Annotated in this window: 16 protein-coding genes; 8 read left to right on the top strand and 8 right to left on the bottom strand. The window is 68.4% G+C overall.

Translation table 11 applies throughout. From position 1 onward, the window contains the following. Positions 1 to 49: 49 nt before the first annotated feature. The 4 genes from lpdA to pdhA are packed head-to-tail and all read right to left on the bottom strand — an operon-like array spanning position 50 to position 4797. Positions 50 to 1423, bottom strand: coding sequence for a dihydrolipoyl dehydrogenase (gene lpdA / locus ACNJ7E_RS28260; protein ID WP_418341539.1), 1374 nt, complete (start codon positions 1421 to 1423; stop codon positions 50 to 52). Then, positions 1423 to 2655, bottom strand: coding sequence for a dihydrolipoamide acetyltransferase family protein (locus ACNJ7E_RS28255; RefSeq protein WP_418341538.1), 1233 nt, complete (start codon positions 2653 to 2655; stop codon positions 1423 to 1425). Before ACNJ7E_RS28255 ends, lpdA begins: the two co-directional genes overlap by 1 nt. After that, the gene (locus ACNJ7E_RS28250) at positions 2652 to 3656 is read right to left on the bottom strand and encodes an alpha-ketoacid dehydrogenase subunit beta (RefSeq protein ID WP_280779501.1); all 1005 of its coding nucleotides are present in this window, start codon (positions 3654 to 3656) and stop codon (positions 2652 to 2654) included. The genes ACNJ7E_RS28255 and ACNJ7E_RS28250 overlap by 4 nt, the downstream gene beginning before the upstream one ends. 4 nt (positions 3657 to 3660) lie before the next feature. After that, positions 3661 to 4797: a pyruvate dehydrogenase (acetyl-transferring) E1 component subunit alpha gene (pdhA, locus tag ACNJ7E_RS28245; RefSeq protein WP_317569379.1), complete on the bottom strand. Its 1137-nt coding sequence runs from the start codon at positions 4795 to 4797 to the stop codon at positions 3661 to 3663. Positions 4798 to 4932: 135 nt separating this feature from the next. Between pdhA and ACNJ7E_RS28240 the strand changes: the two genes are divergently transcribed. After that, positions 4933 to 5409 (top strand): Lrp/AsnC family transcriptional regulator, encoded by a 477-nt coding sequence (locus ACNJ7E_RS28240; RefSeq protein ID WP_280779499.1) that lies wholly within the window; start codon positions 4933 to 4935, stop codon positions 5407 to 5409. Between the two features lie 21 nt (positions 5410 to 5430). Further along, a complete protein-coding gene (locus ACNJ7E_RS28235; RefSeq protein WP_418341537.1) occupies positions 5431 to 6099 on the top strand; it encodes an AIM24 family protein in 669 nt (222 codons plus the stop codon). A gap of 30 nt (positions 6100 to 6129) precedes the next feature. Here the strand turns inward: ACNJ7E_RS28235 and ACNJ7E_RS28230 are convergent, their stop codons facing one another. From ACNJ7E_RS28230 to ACNJ7E_RS28215, 4 genes are all read right to left on the bottom strand, one after another. After that, the gene (locus ACNJ7E_RS28230) at positions 6130 to 7590 is read right to left on the bottom strand and encodes a PepSY-associated TM helix domain-containing protein (protein WP_418341536.1); all 1461 of its coding nucleotides are present in this window, start codon (positions 7588 to 7590) and stop codon (positions 6130 to 6132) included. Between the two features lie 215 nt (positions 7591 to 7805). Then, positions 7806 to 8336, bottom strand: coding sequence for a hypothetical protein (locus ACNJ7E_RS28225; protein ID WP_418341535.1), 531 nt, complete (start codon positions 8334 to 8336; stop codon positions 7806 to 7808). Further along, complete coding sequence (locus tag ACNJ7E_RS28220; protein ID WP_418341534.1) at positions 8333 to 9367, bottom strand: hemolysin family protein; 1035 nt, start codon at positions 9365 to 9367, stop codon at positions 8333 to 8335. The genes ACNJ7E_RS28225 and ACNJ7E_RS28220 overlap by 4 nt, the downstream gene beginning before the upstream one ends. Then, complete coding sequence (locus ACNJ7E_RS28215) at positions 9360 to 10727, bottom strand: hemolysin family protein (protein ID WP_418341533.1); 1368 nt, start codon at positions 10725 to 10727, stop codon at positions 9360 to 9362. Before ACNJ7E_RS28215 ends, ACNJ7E_RS28220 begins: the two co-directional genes overlap by 8 nt. 418 nt (positions 10728 to 11145) lie before the next feature. Between ACNJ7E_RS28215 and ACNJ7E_RS28210 the strand changes: the two genes are divergently transcribed. The 6 genes from ACNJ7E_RS28210 to ACNJ7E_RS28185 are packed head-to-tail and all read left to right on the top strand — an operon-like array spanning position 11146 to position 16678. Then, positions 11146 to 11670 (top strand): MSMEG_0572/Sll0783 family nitrogen starvation response protein, encoded by a 525-nt coding sequence (locus ACNJ7E_RS28210; RefSeq protein ID WP_280779493.1) that lies wholly within the window; start codon positions 11146 to 11148, stop codon positions 11668 to 11670. A 10-nt stretch (positions 11671 to 11680) separates the two neighbouring features. Beyond that, positions 11681 to 12739 (top strand): MSMEG_0568 family radical SAM protein, encoded by a 1059-nt coding sequence (locus ACNJ7E_RS28205; protein ID WP_418341532.1) that lies wholly within the window; start codon positions 11681 to 11683, stop codon positions 12737 to 12739. Between the two features lies 1 nt (position 12740). Beyond that, positions 12741 to 14174: an MSMEG_0567/sll0787 family protein gene (locus tag ACNJ7E_RS28200; protein WP_418341531.1), complete on the top strand. Its 1434-nt coding sequence runs from the start codon at positions 12741 to 12743 to the stop codon at positions 14172 to 14174. Next, on the top strand, positions 14171 to 15127 hold the full coding sequence (locus ACNJ7E_RS28195; protein ID WP_280779490.1) for a carbon-nitrogen hydrolase family protein: 957 nt from the start codon (positions 14171 to 14173) through the stop codon (positions 15125 to 15127). The genes ACNJ7E_RS28200 and ACNJ7E_RS28195 overlap by 4 nt, the downstream gene beginning before the upstream one ends. Beyond that, positions 15120 to 15422 (top strand): MSMEG_0570 family nitrogen starvation response protein, encoded by a 303-nt coding sequence (locus tag ACNJ7E_RS28190; protein ID WP_280779489.1) that lies wholly within the window; start codon positions 15120 to 15122, stop codon positions 15420 to 15422. Before ACNJ7E_RS28195 ends, ACNJ7E_RS28190 begins: the two co-directional genes overlap by 8 nt. Further along, the gene (locus ACNJ7E_RS28185; protein ID WP_418341530.1) at positions 15422 to 16678 is read left to right on the top strand and encodes an MSMEG_0569 family flavin-dependent oxidoreductase; all 1257 of its coding nucleotides are present in this window, start codon (positions 15422 to 15424) and stop codon (positions 16676 to 16678) included. The genes ACNJ7E_RS28190 and ACNJ7E_RS28185 overlap by 1 nt, the downstream gene beginning before the upstream one ends. Positions 16679 to 16682: the final 4 nt, after the last annotated feature.

Genomic DNA, 16682 nt, shown 5'->3' with positions numbered 1-16682 from the left:
TTCAACCGCGGACCGGTGCGCGATCTTCCCCGACGCGGATCGAATGCGTTCAGCCGTGCGCGTGCAGCGGCTTTCCCGACAACGCCAGCATCGCTTCGCCCAGTGCTTCGTTCTGGGTGGGGTGTGCGTGGACGAACGGCGCGACGTCGGTGGGCAGGGCCTCCCAGGCAACGGTCAGCTGGGCCTCGCCGATCAGCTCGCCGACGCGGTCGCCGACCATGTGCACACCCACCACCGGGCCGGTGTTACCGGCGCGGACGACCTTGATTCCGCCCGACGTCTTCAGGATCTGGCTCTTGCCGTTGCCCGCAAGGTCGTACACGACGGACGTGACGTCGCCGTACCGTTCGCGGGCGGCATCCTCGGTGAGTCCGACGGACGCGACCTCGGGGTGCGAGAACGTCACCCGCGGAACGAGATGCTCGGCCACGGGAACGGGATCGAGGCCGGCGATCTCTTCGGCAAGGAACACACCCTGCTGAAAGCCGCGGTGCGCCAGTTGAAGTCCGGCCACGATGTCGCCGACGGCGTACACACCGTCGACGGGGGTGCGCAGCCGCTCGTCGGTGACGACGAACCCACGGTCCAGGGTGATGCCGTGTTCCGCGAACCCGCTGTCACCGGTGCACGGTCCGCGCCCCACCGCCACCAGCAGGATCTCCGCCTCGAGGGTGTCGCCGCCGTCGAGTTCCACGAGAACGCCGTCCGCGGTTTCCTTCGCCGCCGCGACCGTCACCCCAGTGCGGGCGGCGATACCGCGCTTGCGGAACGCGCGTTCGAGTTGCTTCGAGCACCACGGATCCTCCGCCGCGACCAGGCGGGGGAGCGCCTCGACGACAGTCACTTCCGCACCGAACGAGGCCCAGACGCTGGCGAACTCGACGCCGATCACGCCACCGCCGAGAACGATGGCCTTCTTCGGGACGAACCCGAGATTCAATGCGTCGTCGCTGTTGACGATGCGCTCACCGAGTTCGATGGACGGCACCGTCCGGGCGTAGGAGCCGGTCGCGAGAACCATGGACGTCCCGGTGTAGCGGGTGCCGTCCACCTCGATCGTCCTGTCTCCGAGATACTTTCCGTGCCCGCTCACGACGCTGATCTCGAGCTGGGCGACCAGGCCCTGCAGTCCCCTGTGCAACCGGTCGATCGTGTCGTTCTTGTACTGGTGCACCGCCTCGATGTCGATGCCGTCGAACGTCGTTCGCACGCCGAACGCGGCACCGGTCCGCGCGGTGTCGGCGACCTCGGCGGAATGGAGGAGCGCTTTGGTCGGGATACAGCCCCGGTGCAGGCAGGTTCCGCCGATCTTGTCGGCTTCGATCAGTGTGACCGACAGGCCGAGCTGCGCGGCTCGGAAGGCGCAGGCGTAACCGCCGGAACCGCCACCGAGGATCAGGACGTCACTGTGGGTGGTGGTCATCAAAGCCTCCCCAGCACGGTGATCGGGTTCTCGAGGTAGTCGGCGAACAGTCTGAGGAACCCGCCCGCGACACCGCCGTCGCATACGCGGTGATCGAAGCTCAGCGACACCTGGGTGACCTTCCGAACGGCCAACTGCCCGTTCACCACCCACGGTTTGTCGATAATGCGGCCGACGCCGAGGATCGCGGCCTCGGGATGGTTGATGATCGGGGTCGAGCCGTCCACACCGAAGACGCCGTAGTTGTTGAGGGTGAACGTGCCACCGGTCAGTCGTGCCGGCGGGAGCGTCCCCTCACGGGCCAGCGCCGTCGTGTCCCGCAGTTGCCGGGCCAGTTCGACGGTGGTGAGCGAGTCGGCCTTTTCGATCACCGGGACGACCAGGCCGCGCGGAGTCTGCGCCGCGATGCCGAGGTGGACGTGTCCGTATCGGACGATCTCGTTGCGTTCGGTGTCGACGGTCGAGTTCAGTTCCGGGTACTGCTTCAGCGCCGCGAGGGCCAGACGCGCGAGCAGGGCCATCAGGCTCACGCCGGCGTCGGCGTCGAGAGTGGCGTTGATTGCCCGGCGGGCGGCGAGGAGGTCGGTGGCGTCCACGTCGACCCAGGTTGTCGCGTCCGGGATTTCGCGTCGGCTCGTCGAGAGCTTGTCGGCGACCGCTTTCCGCAGGCCCTTGATCGGAATCCGCTGCGCGTCGGCTGTCTCGGGTGTGGCGGCGAGTGCCTTCTCGACGTCGGCGCGGTTGATCACACCGCCGGGACCGCTCCCGGACAGCCGCGACAGGTCGAGATCGTTCTGCCGCGCGAGGTTGCGGACGACCGGCGAGATGACCCGTGGCGCAACACCGGCACGGTTCGGTTCCGGTCGTGTGACCTCGCGTGTCACGCCGACCCGTCGGCGACGCCGGCGCGTGTCCTCGCTGGTGCCGTACCCGATCAGGACGTTGCCCGAGCCGGCTTTTTCTTCTTCGCGGTACTGCTCGTGCGCGGCGGGGGTTCCGCTGACGGTGATCAGCGGGGTGCCCACCTGCAGCGTCGAGCCTTCGTCGCCGTGCAGGGAGATCACCGTGCCCTCGAAGGGAATCGGCACCTCGACCGCCGCTTTCGCGGTTTCGACCTCGACGACCACCTGGTCGATGGTGACGGTGTCGCCGACCTTCACTTTCCATTCGGCGATGTCGGCCTCGGTGAGTCCCTCGCCGAGGTCGGGGAGCAGGAAGACCTGGTTGCTCATGCGGTCACCGCCCAGCGGGTGTCGACGTCATCGTTCCACTGCAACCGGTCGACGCAATCGAGGACACGGTCGACACTCGGCAGGTGGAGGCGTTCGAGTTTCGGTGCCGGGTAGGGGATGTCGAATCCGCTGACCCGCAGCACCGGCGCGTGCAGGTGGTGGAAGCAGCGTTCCTGGACGCGGGCGGCGATCTCGGCGCCGACACCGGCGAACCCCTGCGCCTCCTGAATGACGATGCAGCGGCCGGTCTTCCGGACCGACGCCATGACGGTCTCGTCGTCGAACGGCACGATCGACCGCAGGTCGATCACCTCGATGTCGTGACCCTCCGCCGCGGCCGCTTCGGCGGACTCGAGCGCGACGGTCACCGACGGCCCGTACGCGACGATGGTCGCGTCCCGGCCGGGACGCCGGACGGCGGCCTGTCCGATCGGTGCGCCGACCGCGAGGTCGACGTCGGCGCGGGAGAAGTACAGACGTTTCGGTTCGAGGAAGATCACCGGGTCCGGGTCGTCGATCGCCTCGCGCAGCAGGGTGTAGGCGTCCTCGACGGTGGACGGGGCCACGACCTTCAGCCCGGGGGTGTGGGCGTAGTAGCCCTCGCTGGAGTCGCAGTGGTGCTCGACCCCGCCGATGCCGCCCGCGAACGGGATCCGGATGACGATCGGCACGGACAGCGCACCCTTGGTGCGGTTCCGGATCTTCGCGACGTGGGAGACGATCTGCTCGAACGCCGGGTAGGCGAACGCGTCGAACTGCATTTCGACGACCGGCTTGAACCCGGACATCGCCATGCCGATCGCGAAGCCGATGATGCCGGATTCAGCGAGCGGGGTGTCGAAGCACCGGTCGGCACCGAAGTCTCGGGTCAGGCCGTCGGTGACGCGGAAGACGCCGCCGAGGGCGCCGACGTCCTCGCCGAAGACGACGACGTTCTCGTCGGCGGTGAGGGCGTCGCGCAGTGCGGTGTTCAGGGCCTGGGCCATGGTGAGCACGGGCATGGTGTCAGTTCTCCTCGGACTCGGCGGCCAGTTCGGCTTCCGCCTGCGCTTGCTGCTCTCGAAGTTGCGGGGTCTGTTCGGCGAAGACGTACCGGAACAGGTCCATCGGGTCGGTGGGCCGGTCGACGTTCATGCCGGCACGCAGCGCGGATGCGGCGGCCTCGGCGTCCGCGGTGAGGGCCTCAGACGATGCGTTGTCGAGCAGGCCCTTCCCGCGCAGGTACTTCTCCAGCCGGGCCAGCGGGTCGCGGCCGAGCCACTGTTCCACCTCGGCCGAGTCGCGGTAGCGGGTGGCGTCGTCGGCGTTGGTGTGCGCATCGATCCGGTAGGTGTGGGCTTCGACGATGACGGGACCGTTGCCGGCGCGGACGAAGTTCGCGGCCTCGTCCATCACGGCGAGCATGGCGACCGGGTCGTTGCCGTCCACCTGCTCGGAGCCGATTCCGTAGCCGACCCCCTTGTGCGCCAACGTGGGCGCCGCGCTCTGCCGGGCGAGCGGCACACTGATCGCGAATCCGTTGTTCTGTACCAGAAACACGACCGGCGCCTTGAACACGGCGGCGAAGTTGAGGGCTTCGTGGAAGTCGCCCTCACTGGTCGCGCCGTCGCCGCAGAACGCCAGGGCGATCGTGTCGTTTCCCTTGCGGTGTTCGCCGTAGGCCACACCCGTCGCGTGCAAGAGCTGGGTGGCCAGCGGGGTGCACTGCGGGGCGCTGCGGTGGGCGGCGGGGTCGTAGCCGCAGTGCCAGTTGCCGGCGAGCATGCTGAGGATCTCGACCGGATCGATGCCGCGGGCGGCGAGCGCGACCGAGTCGCGGTACGTGGGGAACATCCAGTCGCCGGGTTGCAGGCTCATCGCCGCCGCGATCTGGCAGGCCTCCTGACCACGCGAAGACGGATAGACGGCGAGCCGGCCCTGCTTGGTCAGAGCCGTCGCCTGCTGATCGAAGCGCCTGCCCAGCACCATGTTCCGGTACATCTCGATCAGACGATCGTCGCTCGGCCTCGGATACCGGGCCTCGCTTTCGGTCAGCTCACCGGCCGCGTCCAGATACTGCACCGCGCACTCGGCGGGAAGGAACTTCCGATACGGCGTCGCCAGGGGCGGCTCTACGAGCGTCACGTCTACCTCCAGATGCATTGTGTTCGTCAATGCTCGCAACTGAACGACCTATCGACAACGACAAGGCGGAATCAGAGACGAACGGTCTAGAATCGGCTCATTGAGGGCAGAATGTCTCACCGGAGTGTGAGCGACCACAGTAGGGATGGACAGATGGCCGGCGGCACAGCGGACACGTATGAACTCGACGCGATCGACCGGCGCATCATCAAGGAACTGGTCGCCGACAGCCGCATCTCGATGCGGGCGCTGGCGGAGAAGGCGCACATCTCCCGCGCGCACGCCTACGTCCGAATCGAGCGGTTGCAGGAGGCGGGGATCATCGAAGGCTTCACCACCCGGATCTCGCACTCCAAGGCGGGACTCGGCTCGTCCGCGTTCATCGCACTCTCGATTCGGCAGGACTCGTGGCGGGGGATCTCCACCCAGCTCCGGACGCTGCCCTTCGTCGAGCACTTCTCGCTGTTGGGCGGCGATTTCGACGTTCTCGTCCTGGTGCGCGCACCGGACAACAGCGCACTGCGCCATGTCGTCCTCGAACGGTTGCAGAGCCTTGAGGGTGTGCAGTCGACCAAGACGTGGCTGATCTTCGAAGAAGACAACGGGCCCGGACCGGAATGGGTTCGTTGACGGGACGGATAGGATTCCGTCATGCGCAGCGACCTGATGAAGAACGCGGAACGCAGTGGTGACCCGGGCACCTTCGTGCTACAGAATCCCCGAATACTCAAGGTGGACTTGGCCGGAACCAGCGGTCACTTCTTTGCCCGGCAGGGATCGATGGTCGCCTACCAGGGCGACGTCGACTTCGCCTACCAGGGCAGCGGCGGTGTCGGGAAGTTCTTCAAAAAGGCATTCACCGGTGAGGGCATGTCGCTGATGAAGGTCTCCGGCAGCGGCGACGTGTTCCTCGCCCGCGACGCCGACGAGATCTTCCTGCTCGAACTCGAGGACGAGTCGGTGACCGTCAGCGGTTCCAACGTCCTCGCGTTCGACAGCTCCCTCAGCTGGGACATCAACCGCGTCGAGGGGGCGTCGATGCTCAGCGGCGGCCTGTTCAACACCACGTTCACCGGCCGCGGTGTCCTCGCCGTCACGATCTACGGCACTCCCGTCGTCCTGAACGTGGACACCCCCACGTACGTCGACATGCAGAGCGCGGTGCTGTGGTCGACCGGCCTGCACTCGACGATCCGCAAGACCGCGAAGATGGGCGCCGCGATCGGCCGCGGTTCCGGTGAGGCATATCAGCTGTGCCTCACCGGAAGCGGCATCGTCGTCGTCCAGGCCTCGGAGGGGCACCCGGTTCCCAAGCCGTAACCGCCGCGGCTGCACGGGTGCCCCGGTCACTCACCCTGCCCGGGTGCGGGCGAGGGCGCCGACCGCGACGTCGACGAGCAGGAACGCGAGGAGGCTGACGCCGAGCAGCGGAACGAACCAGCCGACGAGGACGACGCAGGAGGCCCCGGCCACCGCCGCGGCCGGGTGGATTCGGCGCCAGGTGCCCCGCACCGGCGGCCTGCCCACCGCCCGGGTGGTGCCGCGGGTGGGCCTTCGGCGCCACCACAGGAGGTAGCCACGGACGATCACGGCGAGCAACGCCACCGCGAGGACGGCCAGGACCAGCTGGTTGAGCAGGCCGAACAGCAACCCCATGTGCAGGGCGATGCCCCAGGACGTCAGCTTCGCCGCGAGCGGCCAGTCACCGAATCGCGACACGTCCGTCACCGCACCTGTGGCCCCGTCGACCGCGATCGAGTCGGTCGAGAACTGCCACGGTTCGCGGGTCTGCGTGACGGTGAACGCGGTGCCCGCGTCGGCGGGAACGGTCGCCTCGACAGCGCCGGTGACACCGCTCTGCCGAGCCACGTCGAGGACGGTGTCGAGTTCGCCCACGTTGCGGTCGAGGGTTCCCGGATCCGACGCGGGTGTGTGCCCTGCGCCGTGCCCGTCGTGACCGCCCGATGCGGCGGCGCCGGCAGCGGGCGCCGAGTCCAGCTTCTTGTCGATCTCGGGGGTGGTCCAGCTCAGGGCGGAGCGGAGTTCGCCGACGTTCTCGCCCGCGTACCGCGACCAGGTCAGGCCCGTGGCCGAGAGGAACACCAGGCCGACCGCGATCCAGATGCCGACCACACCGTGCCAGCTGAGGGTGCGGTTGCGTCCGCGGCTCGACCGGTCGAGCGTCCACAGCTTGGCGGCGTCCGCGTTGCGGGCGCGGGTGGTGCGGTAGCGCTGCACCCACAGGTACACGCCACCGAGCGCGATGACCCACAGCCACGACGCGGCGAGCTCGCTGTAGATGCGGCCGGGCTCGCCCAGGTGCAGGTGCCGGTGCAACTGCGAGATCCAGGTGCGCATCGGCAGCGCCCCGCTGCTGCCGTAGACGACGAGCTCGCCCACCGACTCCGCGGTGACGGGATCGACGAAGACCGCGCGGCGCTCGGACTCGCCCAGGGTGGGATCGGTGAACATCACCTGCGTCGTGTCACCCGCTTCGGTCGCCGGGCGCACGGCGGCGACGGCGAGGTCGGGGCGAACCTGCTGCGCGGCCCGCACCTGTTCGGACATCGGCAGGTCCGGGCCGGTCGAATCGACGTGCAGGTAGTCGCGGTAGACCAGCTGCTCCACCGACGGCGCGAGCGCGTAGAGACCGCCGCTGACGGCGGCGATCACCAGGAACGGGGCCACCAGGATCCCCGCATAGAAGTGCAGGCGCAGGATCAGTGGCCGGAAACTGCGTGGCGGCGGGGAGACCTTCGACGCCGGGGAGGACGCGACCGGTGTGTCGCGTTCGAGGTCAGGGATGGACATGACGATCTCGCTTCGAATCGGGTGAGACGAGCACCCAGCGCCGTCGAGGCCGCGCACGTCCGGGGTGCGCTGGGCAACTCGAGGTCAGGGATGCGCCGACTCAGGAAGGGACCGGCACCGGGACCCGCCGGGAGTCTGCTGGTGCCGTGTGAGAACACGCCGGACCGGCGACCACACGTCTGGTGTGCACCGGGAGGCGGTGAGAAAGGATTCGACTAGACGAGAGCGGGTGGTCCGCGGGTGCCGGCGCCCGCGGCGACCAGCAGCCACAACGACAGCTTCGCGCGGTAGACCGGGGTCGCGGTCCAGGTGCCGGTATCGACCTGCAGCGGGGCCAGGACGGCGAGAACGATCCGTGACAACGCCGCCAATGCCCTGAGGCAGGCGCGTTCGGCGGACCGGACCAGTACAGCGGCCACCGCGATCGCGGCGAGGTGCGCGGCGATCATCGGGGTGGAAAGCCCCAGCCCATGGGAATGATCGGCGGCCAAGGCCAGTGTGGTGTGGCCGATCAGCTGGCCCGCAGCGAGCACCGACAGCACGAACAGCCATTCCCGGGTGGCCACCCGGACAGCGGCGACCGACGCCCCGACCGCGGCGCACGCCGCGAGGAGCAGCACCACCGAGCCATCGCTCGGGGGCATTCCGCCTCCACCGATGCCGTGCGTGGCGATGCTGACCGCGCCGGACAGTGAACCCACGACGGAGCCGCGCACCCGCGCGACCACATCCAACCGTGAATTCACCCCGCGAGGGTACCGCTTCCGTGGCCCACCCCGGCCGCGGGGCGCAGTCGCGCGAGGACGTCGGTCAGGGTGACGACACCGATCAGTTGCTCGCTGTGGGTGACGATCGCGAGATGGCTGCGAGTCTCGCGCATGGTGCGCAGTGCGTCGTACACGGCGGCGTCCGCATCGAGGGTCAGCACCGGGCGCATGAGGTCGGCGGCCGTGGCTGCGTCGCCGGCCCGCAGGCTGTCACGAACGTGCACCACCCCCTTGATCCCGTCCTCGTCGCGCACGAGCAGTCGGAGGTGGCCGCTTCGATCCGCGACCGCCCTGATCTCGGTCGCAGACGCGTCCGGGGCGACGCTGCTGGGGGCGGTGTTCGGCCGCACCATGTCTCGCACGGCGAGCGATTGGAGTTCCAGGGCGCTGGTCAGTTGACCGTGGTACCGATCGTCGAGCGTGCCGACGGTCGCCGAGTGCTCGACGAGGTGCCGCAGCGCGTCGGGATCCTGCCCGGCCCCCACCTGGTCGACCGGTTCCACGCCGAACTTCCGCAGACACCGATTGGCCATCCGGTTCAGCACGAGCAGCAGCGGGCGGGTGGCCCACATGAACCCGCGCATCGGGATCGCCAGCAGGGTCGCCGATTTCTCCGGGTGCGCGATCGCCCACGACTTCGGTGCCATCTCACCGACGACGAGATGCAGGAACGTGACGATGATCAGAGCGAGGATGAATCCGAGCACGTCCGCCAGCCACAGCGGGGCACCCCAACCTGCGAAGGCCGGGGTGAGCCAGTGATGCACGGCCGGCTTCGTGACGGCGCCGAGCGCGAGGGTGCAGACGGTGATGCCCAGCTGGGATCCGGCCAGCAGCACGGACAACTCGGAGGCGCTGCGCAGAGCCGCGCGGGCGGCCCTGCTGGTGGGGGCGGCGTCCTCGAGCCGGTGGCGGCGGGCGGCGATCAACGCGAATTCGATCGCCACGAAGAACGCGCTGGCCGCGATCAACCCGACGGTGACGAGCGCGATGACCCATGGATTACTCATCGGTCGAGTCACTCTCCAGGACGCGGAGCCTCACGAACAGCGAGGATGGGACGTGCTTGTCGACTGCCCGCACCTCGGCGTCAAGGCTGCGGACGGGCGGGTCGGCGTCATTGATCAGGTCGGCCGGATCCGGGTTCAATCGGATCGCGACGACGTCACCGACGACGGGGAGACCGCCGAACTCGGCGATGACGGCACCCGCGAGCGTCTCGAAGTCGCCGGGCGGCAGGTCGTGTCCGAGGATGCGCTCCGCCTCGTCGATGTGCAGATCGCCGGGCATCGTCCAGCCTTCGGACTCCGAGCCCGTCACGGACGCGTCACCGTCGGGATCGTGCTCGTCGGCGATCTCACCGACGAGTTCCTCCGCGAGGTCCTCGATCGTGATGACGCCGGCGAATCCGCCGTACTCGTCGACGACGAGGGCCATTTCGTCCCGGGCGGACGTCAGCTGTTCCAGCACGTCGGGCAGCGGCAGCGACGACGGCACGACGACGGCCGGACGGGCCCGGGACGCGGCCGGACCGTCGGCCTGCTCGCCGAGCAGGTCGTGGAGGTGGATGACGCCGCGCAGATCGTCGGACGAACTCCCGACCACGGGGTATCGGGTGTGGCCCGCGCCCATCTTCTCGCGAACACTGCTCAGGGAATCGTGGGCCCGGACGGTGTCGACGTGGGCGCGGGGAATCATCGCGTGCCCGGCGGTGCGGGTGGGAAAGTCGAGGATCCGGTCGAGCAGGGTCGAGAGTTCCCGCGGCAGCTCACCGGCGTCGCGGGATTCGGCGACGATGTGTTCGAGGTCCCGCACCGTGGCCGAGTGTTCGACGTCGTGGACCGGCTCGATCCGCAGCGCGCGCAGCAGCAGGTTCGACGACTGGTCGAACAGCCAGATCAACCAGCCGAACAGTTTCAGGTAGATCGTCGTCGACAGCGCGAGCCAACGCGCCACCGGTTCCGGCCGGGCGATCGCCAGGTTCTTCGGGAAGAGCTCCCCGAAGAGCATCTGGACGAAGGTGGAGAACAGGACGGCGAGGACGGCGCCGACACCGATCCCGACCGCGGTCGGGATGCCGACGCCGCCGAGGAGCTCACCGAGGCCGCGTCCGATCAGGGGTTCGGCGACGTAACCGACGAGCAGGCCGGTGACGGTGATGCCCAGCTGGGCGCCGGAGAGCATGAACGAGGTGCGGCGAGTGACGCCGAGGGCGCGGGCGGCGCCCGAGTCTCCCGCCTCGGCCCGGGCTTTGAGCCGCGAGCGGTCGACCGACATGTACGCGAATTCCTGGGCGACGAAGTAGCCGGTCAGGGCGGTGATCAGTAATACGACGACGACGCCGAAGCCGATGCTCAGGACGGTCACCATGCGTTCACCCGCGCCCTGCATCCGGGACTGCGGTGATCACTCTGGGGCGGGCTGGGTCTTCGGGGGCGCGAAGCGCTGGTCATGGCTCTCTCTGTATTCGGGATATGAAACACCCATAGTAAAGGACTCTTTACTTTTGCGACCGGCGGGTGCGCAGAGTCACACGGGTCGGTGTTACGACCGGATTTCCGGATTCGGGCCGCGGTGAGGGTTACGAAACCTGAGCTTGTTCCGCGCGTGACCATTCGGAAATCACCGAACCGTGTACTTGTTTCAGGTCGACGGAGTGCGCAACGCACTCTCCCCACGCAGAGCGAACAGACATCGAAGTCTACGCCCGGGCCGTCACCCACAGCATCTCATCAGCGCGTTCAGGCCCTTCGGGCGCCTCCGCCCCACGACCGACCAGGAGTCCCCTGTGACCGACATCGACAACACCATCGCCGCGAACATCCAGAAGTCGCTCGGCGAGATTCCCCACCCGGCGCTGCCCAAGGGCAGCAACATCTACGGGTCGACGAAGATCTTCCCGGACTACAAGGCCGAGGACGGCGAATCCTACTTCACGCTGGTGCACGGCATCGCGCACGAATCCTCCGTCAGCTTCGTCGCCGTCCTGCAGGCAACCCGCGCACTGCGCAAGGGTTTCGAGTCCGCGATCTACTTCTACGGTCCCGGAGCTCTCAACTGCCTTGCGACACGCGGCTTTCCGACCACCGGCGACAACGGGTTCCCCGGCGAGCAGAACATCAACGACGCGCTCGCGACGTTCATCTCCGAAGGTGGAACCGTCTTCGCGTGCCGCTTCGGTCTCGCGCTGCACGGGGGCAGGGAAGAGGACCTGATCGAGGGCGTCGTGCCCGCACATCCCCTCGATGTGCAGGACGCCATCATCCACTACTCCCGCAAGGGCGCCATCATCAACTCCACCTACATGGTCTGAGGTGTGAACGATGAGCGATCTCTCGACACGAGTTGACGTAGCAGTACGTGGGATTCGGTCACTGAACGTCCCGGTCACCCGGACTTCCGGCGCCGGCCCCAGCGACGACGGTCATGTACTGATCGGCGGGATCGGCGGCGCCATCCCCATCCGGTCCGACAGCCCGTACGAAGTTAGTGGAAACCGTCTGCTGTTGAACGGCACCGACATGGGGGTGGAGATCGAGCCGGTGCGCCGGCCCCGGTTCTACGACCTGGACACCGCCGACGGCATCTCCTACGAGAAGATCGCCCGGCTGCACGGGACGAACGTCCTCGCCACGACAGTCGTCCAGACCTGCATTCGGTACGACCCGCAGCAGCGGTGCCGGTTCTGCTCGATCGAGGCATCACTGCAGTCCGGCTCGACCATCGCGGTGAAGAAGCCCGAACAACTCGCCGAGGTCGCCGAAGCCGCCGTCCGTCTCGACGGCGTCACACAGATGATCATGACCACGGGCACGTCCGCGGCCAAGGATCGCGGGGCCCGTCACCTGGCGCGATGCGTCACGGCCGTCAAGGCGATGGCCCCGGATCTCGCCGTCCAGGTGCAGTGCGAACCGCCCGGCGATCTCGGGACCATCACGGATCTCCGGAACGCGGGAGCCGATTCCATCGGCATCCACGTGGAGTCCCTGGACGAGGAGGTTCGGCGGCGCTGGATGCCGGGCAAGGCGACGGTGCCGCTGGACGAGTACCGGGCGGCGTGGCGGGAGGCGGTACGGGTCTTCGGACGGAATCAGGTGTCGACCTATCTGCTGGTCGGATTGGGTGAAGATCCCGACGAATTGGTCGCGGGCGCAGCCGAATTGATCGACATGGGCGTATACCCGTTCGTCGTCCCGTTCCGGCCGCTCGCCGGCACGCTGGCGGTCGAGGACGGGGCGCAGGCGCCGTCGCCTGCCCTGCTCGCCGACGTCACCTCGCGGGTGGCGAAGGAATTGCAGGCGGGCGGCATGCGCGGCGCCGACCAGAAGGCGGGCTGCGCGGCGTGTGGGGCCTGCAGCGTCCTTCAGAACGCAGGAGGCTGACATGTGGGACCTGCCGACCGCCGAGAGCACTCCTTCCGATTTCGCCGTCCTCACCGGGCCGTCGGTTCAGGAGTCTCAGTGGAGTTTCCTCGTGCAACCCGCCACCGGTCGGGTGATGATCGAGGCGTACCGGCGACTGCGGCGTGAGACGTTCGTCGTGGAACAGGGACTGTTCACCGCCAGCGACCGCGACGACGTCGACGACGATCCCCGAACTCTGGTGCTCGTGGCGATCAACACTACGGGCGAGGTGCTCGGCGGTGTTCGCCTCGCACCGATGACGGACGGCACCGATCTCGGGTGGTGGGCGGGAAGCCGACTCGTGGTGGGTCGAAACGTCCGGAACAGCAGGGGAATCGGGAAGGCGCTCGTGCGTGCCGCCTGCGCCCACGCCGAATCCCGCGGCGGGTTGCGGTTCGACGCCACCGTGCAGAGCCGGAACGAGACGATGTTCGCCCGCCTGGGCTGGACGCGGATGGGCGACGTCACGGTGGCGGGCGCGCCGCACGTGCACATGACGTGGCCGATCGATCGCGTCGAGCGTCTGGTCCAGAGCACGAAGTCCTGTCTGGCCCACACCCTGGCACCCTTCGGCACGCACGGTGATGCGCTCGGCGGCAGCGGGTTCCGCGGCGACGACGGCGCACCGGTTCCGGGCAGCGACCTGATCGCGGCGTGTGACGCCATCCTGCCCGCCATGGTTCAGCGCGATCCCGAGTGGGCCGGATGGTGCGCCGCCCTCGTCAACCTCAACGACCTGTCGGCGATGGGTGCCGTCCCGGTCGGGATGCTCGACTCCGTCGGCGCACCGAACACGTCGATCCTGACGAAGGTGATCCGTGGGCTCAGCCGGGCTGCGGAAGCGTGGGACGTACCGGTTCTGGGCGGCCACACCCAGCTCGGTGTTCCCGCGGCGCTGTCGGTGACGGCACTCGGACGCACCGCGGATCCGGTGCCCGCGGGTGGTGGCCGGGTCGGCGACGAGCTCACGCTCACGGCGGACCTCGACGGGCAGTGGCGACCGGGATACACCGGACAGCAGTGGGATTCGACGTCCCACCGCAGCTCGGACGAACTGCGGGACATGGCCTCGTTCGTCGCCCGCACCCGCCCCGCCGCGGCGAAGGACATCAGCATGGCGGGGATCGCCGGCACCACCGGGATGCTCGCCGAGGCGAGCGGACTCGGCGCCGTCCTCGACGTCGCATCGGTCCCCAGGCCGCCCGGTGCGACTGCGGGTGACTGGATGACGTGCTTCCCCGGGTTCGCGATGATCACCGCCGATCGGCGGGGTAGCGCGGTGGCGCCCGCCGGGCCGGCCACCTCGGCCGTCTGCGGGGAATTGACATTTGAGCCGGGGGTCAGCCTTCGCTGGCCCGACGGCGTAACGACACGCGTGGTGCACTCCACGGTCACAGGATTGGGAAGAGCATGACTGACATCGGAATCTCCGTTGCGGCAGCCGAGTTCGGCCGAGACATGGAACAGGCGTATCGCACGATCGGGGAACTGATCGAGCAGGCGCGGGCAGCCGGGAGTGCGCTCCTCGTGCTTCCGGAGGCCTGCCTGGGCGGTTACCTGCCCAGCCTGGGCGGAGGCGACGAAACCGAGGAGCAGCGGCAGCGTCGGCTCCGCAGTCTCCCGCCCGCACTGGAATTGGACGGGCCCGAGGTCCGGCGGGTCGTCGACATGGCCGGCGACCTGGTGATCACCCTCGGATTCTGCGAGGCCGACGGCGCCGACCGGTACAACGCCGCGGTGACACTGCACGGCGACGGGATACTCGGCTCGTACCGCAAGGTGCACCAGCCGCTGGGGGAGAACCTCTGCTACCGCGCCGGCGACAAGTACGAAGCGTTCGACACACCGGTCGGACGGATGGGCATGCAAATCTGTTACGACAAGGCGTTTCCCGAGGCCGCGCGGACGCTGGCCCTCGACGGCGCGGAGATCATCACGTCGCTGTCGGCGTGGCCCACCGCCCGCACCAACCGCGTCGAGAATCCCGAAGACGACCGGTGGAAGCAGAGATTCGACATCTACGACCGCGCGCGGGCCACGGAGAACCAGGTGGTCTGGGTGGCGTCGAATCAGGCGGGAACGTTCGGATCGCTCCGGTTCGTGTGCAGCGCGAAGATCGTCGGCCCGGGCGGCGAAATCCTCGCCACCACGGGCGTGGAACCCGGCCTCGCCTCGGCCACGCTGGATGTGCAAGCCGAACTGGACGCGATTCGCAGCGGCGGGATGTACAACCTCCGGGACCGCCGGCCGGAACTGTACGGCGACGTCGTCGCGGACAACCGGGTGAGCGGCACCCGGCTCGACGCGACGGCGCGACCGTCGTTCCTCCGCAGCACGACAGCCGAACTGGAGCCCGTCGATGCCTGAGATGACGTTCACGGTGCGCTGGCCGGACGGAAGCACCCAGTCCTGCTACTCGCCGTCCCTGGTCATGCACGACCACCTGGTGGCCGGTGCGGACTACACGGTCGCCGAATTCCTCACACGCACCACGACGGCGCTCACCGAGGCCAGTGAGCGAGTCCGCGCCAAGTTCGGGATGTACTGCACGTCCGCGTCCGAGCAGATGCAGGAACTCGAACGCGCCGGCCGCACCCTCGACCCCCAATCCCTCGTCCGGGTCCTCGAGATGAACCCGGCTTCACTCCCCGGAGAGTCGTGATGACCGAACAACACACAGTCGTCGTGATCGGCGGCGGCCAGGCGGGCCTGTCGATCAGCTGGCATCTGGTGCAGCGTGGAATCGACCACGTGGTGCTCGAACGAGAGTCGATCGCACACGAGTGGCGCGACAGTCGCTGGGACAGCTTTACTCTCGTCACTCCGAACTGGCAGTGCACCCTTCCGGGATACACCTACTCGGGCGGCGATGCCGACGGGTTCATGAACCGCGAGCAGACCTACCAGTTCGTGCGCGGGTACGCCGACACCTTCGATCCTCCTGTGCGCGAGGGGGTCGCGGTGGTCGCGGTCCGGCAGTCGGATTCCGGAGGGTTCGACGTGGACACGACGGAAGGCCCGATGCACGCCGACCACGTCGTGGTCGCGGTCGGCGGGTACCACACTCCGGTCGTTCCCCGGTTCGCCGAACGGCTTCCCGCCGACATCACGCAATTGCACTCGTCGCAGTACCGGAGCGCCGGCGCGCTGCCCGCGGGCGAGGTTCTCGTGGTGGGCAACGGCCAGTCCGGCGCCCAGATCGCGGAGGATCTTCACCTGGCGGGTCGCACCGTCCACCTCGTGACCGGTGGGGCGCCGCGGGTCGCGCGGTTCTACCGCGGCCGGGACTGCGTGGCCTGGCTGCACGACATGGGCACCTACGACGTCTCGATCGCCGATCACCCGGGCGGTCTGGGCAAGCGCGAGAACACCAACCACTACGTCACCGGCCGGGACGGTGGCCGCGACATCGACCTCCGTGCCTTCGCGCTCGCGGGAATGCGTCTGTACGGGCGGCTGCTCGACGTCGCGGACGGCGCCCTGCGGTTCGCGCCCACCCTGGAGTCGTCGCTGGATGCCGCCGACGCCGTGAGTGAGAGCATCAAGGACTCCATCGACGCCTACATCGACCGCGCGGGAATCGATGCGCCGCGCGAGGAACGGTACGTTCCGGTCTGGCGTCCCGAACGTGAGATCACCGAGTTGGAACTGCCGACGTCGGGCATCACGTCGGTGGTGTGGTCCATCGGTTTCCGGACCGACTACCGGTGGCTCCGCGCGGGAGTCTTCGACGGTGAGGGCCACCCCACCCACAACCGCGGCGTCACCGCTGTGCCCGGGCTGTACTTCCTCGGCCTTCCGTGGCAGCACACGTGGGGTTCGGGACGGTTCGCGGGAGTGGCGCGGGACGCGGAGTATCTGGCGGACCGCATCGAACTCGAAGCGGGTGTGTTGCCGGCGACGGCGACACTAGCCTGACGCC

The sequence above is a fragment of the Rhodococcus mengyinensis genome (assembly GCF_048381435.1).
Lineage (GTDB): Bacteria > Actinomycetota > Actinomycetes > Mycobacteriales > Mycobacteriaceae > Rhodococcus_F > Rhodococcus_F opacus_D.
The sequence above is the reverse complement of the archived record's forward strand: the minus strand, read 5'-3'. Positions and strand labels throughout refer to the sequence as shown.

Excerpts from the sequence above, each read along its gene's own strand:
- lpdA (WP_418341539.1), bottom strand. The coding sequence starts at position 1,423 with ATGACCACCACCCACAGTGACGTCCTGATCCTCGGTGGCGGTTCCGGC.
- ACNJ7E_RS28255 (WP_418341538.1), bottom strand. The coding sequence starts at position 2,655 with ATGAGCAACCAGGTCTTCCTGCTCCCCGACCTCGGCGAGGGACTCACC.
- ACNJ7E_RS28250 (WP_280779501.1), bottom strand. The coding sequence starts at position 3,656 with ATGCCCGTGCTCACCATGGCCCAGGCCCTGAACACCGCACTGCGCGAC.
- pdhA (WP_317569379.1), bottom strand. The coding sequence starts at position 4,797 with ATGCATCTGGAGGTAGACGTGACGCTCGTAGAGCCGCCCCTGGCGACG.
- ACNJ7E_RS28240 (WP_280779499.1), top strand. The coding sequence starts at position 4,933 with ATGGCCGGCGGCACAGCGGACACGTATGAACTCGACGCGATCGACCGG.
- ACNJ7E_RS28235 (WP_418341537.1), top strand. The coding sequence starts at position 5,431 with ATGCGCAGCGACCTGATGAAGAACGCGGAACGCAGTGGTGACCCGGGC.
- ACNJ7E_RS28230 (WP_418341536.1), bottom strand. The coding sequence starts at position 7,590 with ATGTCCATCCCTGACCTCGAACGCGACACACCGGTCGCGTCCTCCCCG.
- ACNJ7E_RS28220 (WP_418341534.1), bottom strand. The coding sequence starts at position 9,367 with ATGAGTAATCCATGGGTCATCGCGCTCGTCACCGTCGGGTTGATCGCG.
- ACNJ7E_RS28215 (WP_418341533.1), bottom strand. The coding sequence starts at position 10,727 with ATGGTGACCGTCCTGAGCATCGGCTTCGGCGTCGTCGTCGTATTACTG.
- ACNJ7E_RS28205 (WP_418341532.1), top strand. The coding sequence starts at position 11,681 with ATGAGCGATCTCTCGACACGAGTTGACGTAGCAGTACGTGGGATTCGG.
- ACNJ7E_RS28200 (WP_418341531.1), top strand. The coding sequence starts at position 12,741 with ATGTGGGACCTGCCGACCGCCGAGAGCACTCCTTCCGATTTCGCCGTC.
- ACNJ7E_RS28195 (WP_280779490.1), top strand. The coding sequence starts at position 14,171 with ATGACTGACATCGGAATCTCCGTTGCGGCAGCCGAGTTCGGCCGAGAC.
- ACNJ7E_RS28190 (WP_280779489.1), top strand. The coding sequence starts at position 15,120 with ATGCCTGAGATGACGTTCACGGTGCGCTGGCCGGACGGAAGCACCCAG.
- ACNJ7E_RS28185 (WP_418341530.1), top strand. The coding sequence starts at position 15,422 with ATGACCGAACAACACACAGTCGTCGTGATCGGCGGCGGCCAGGCGGGC.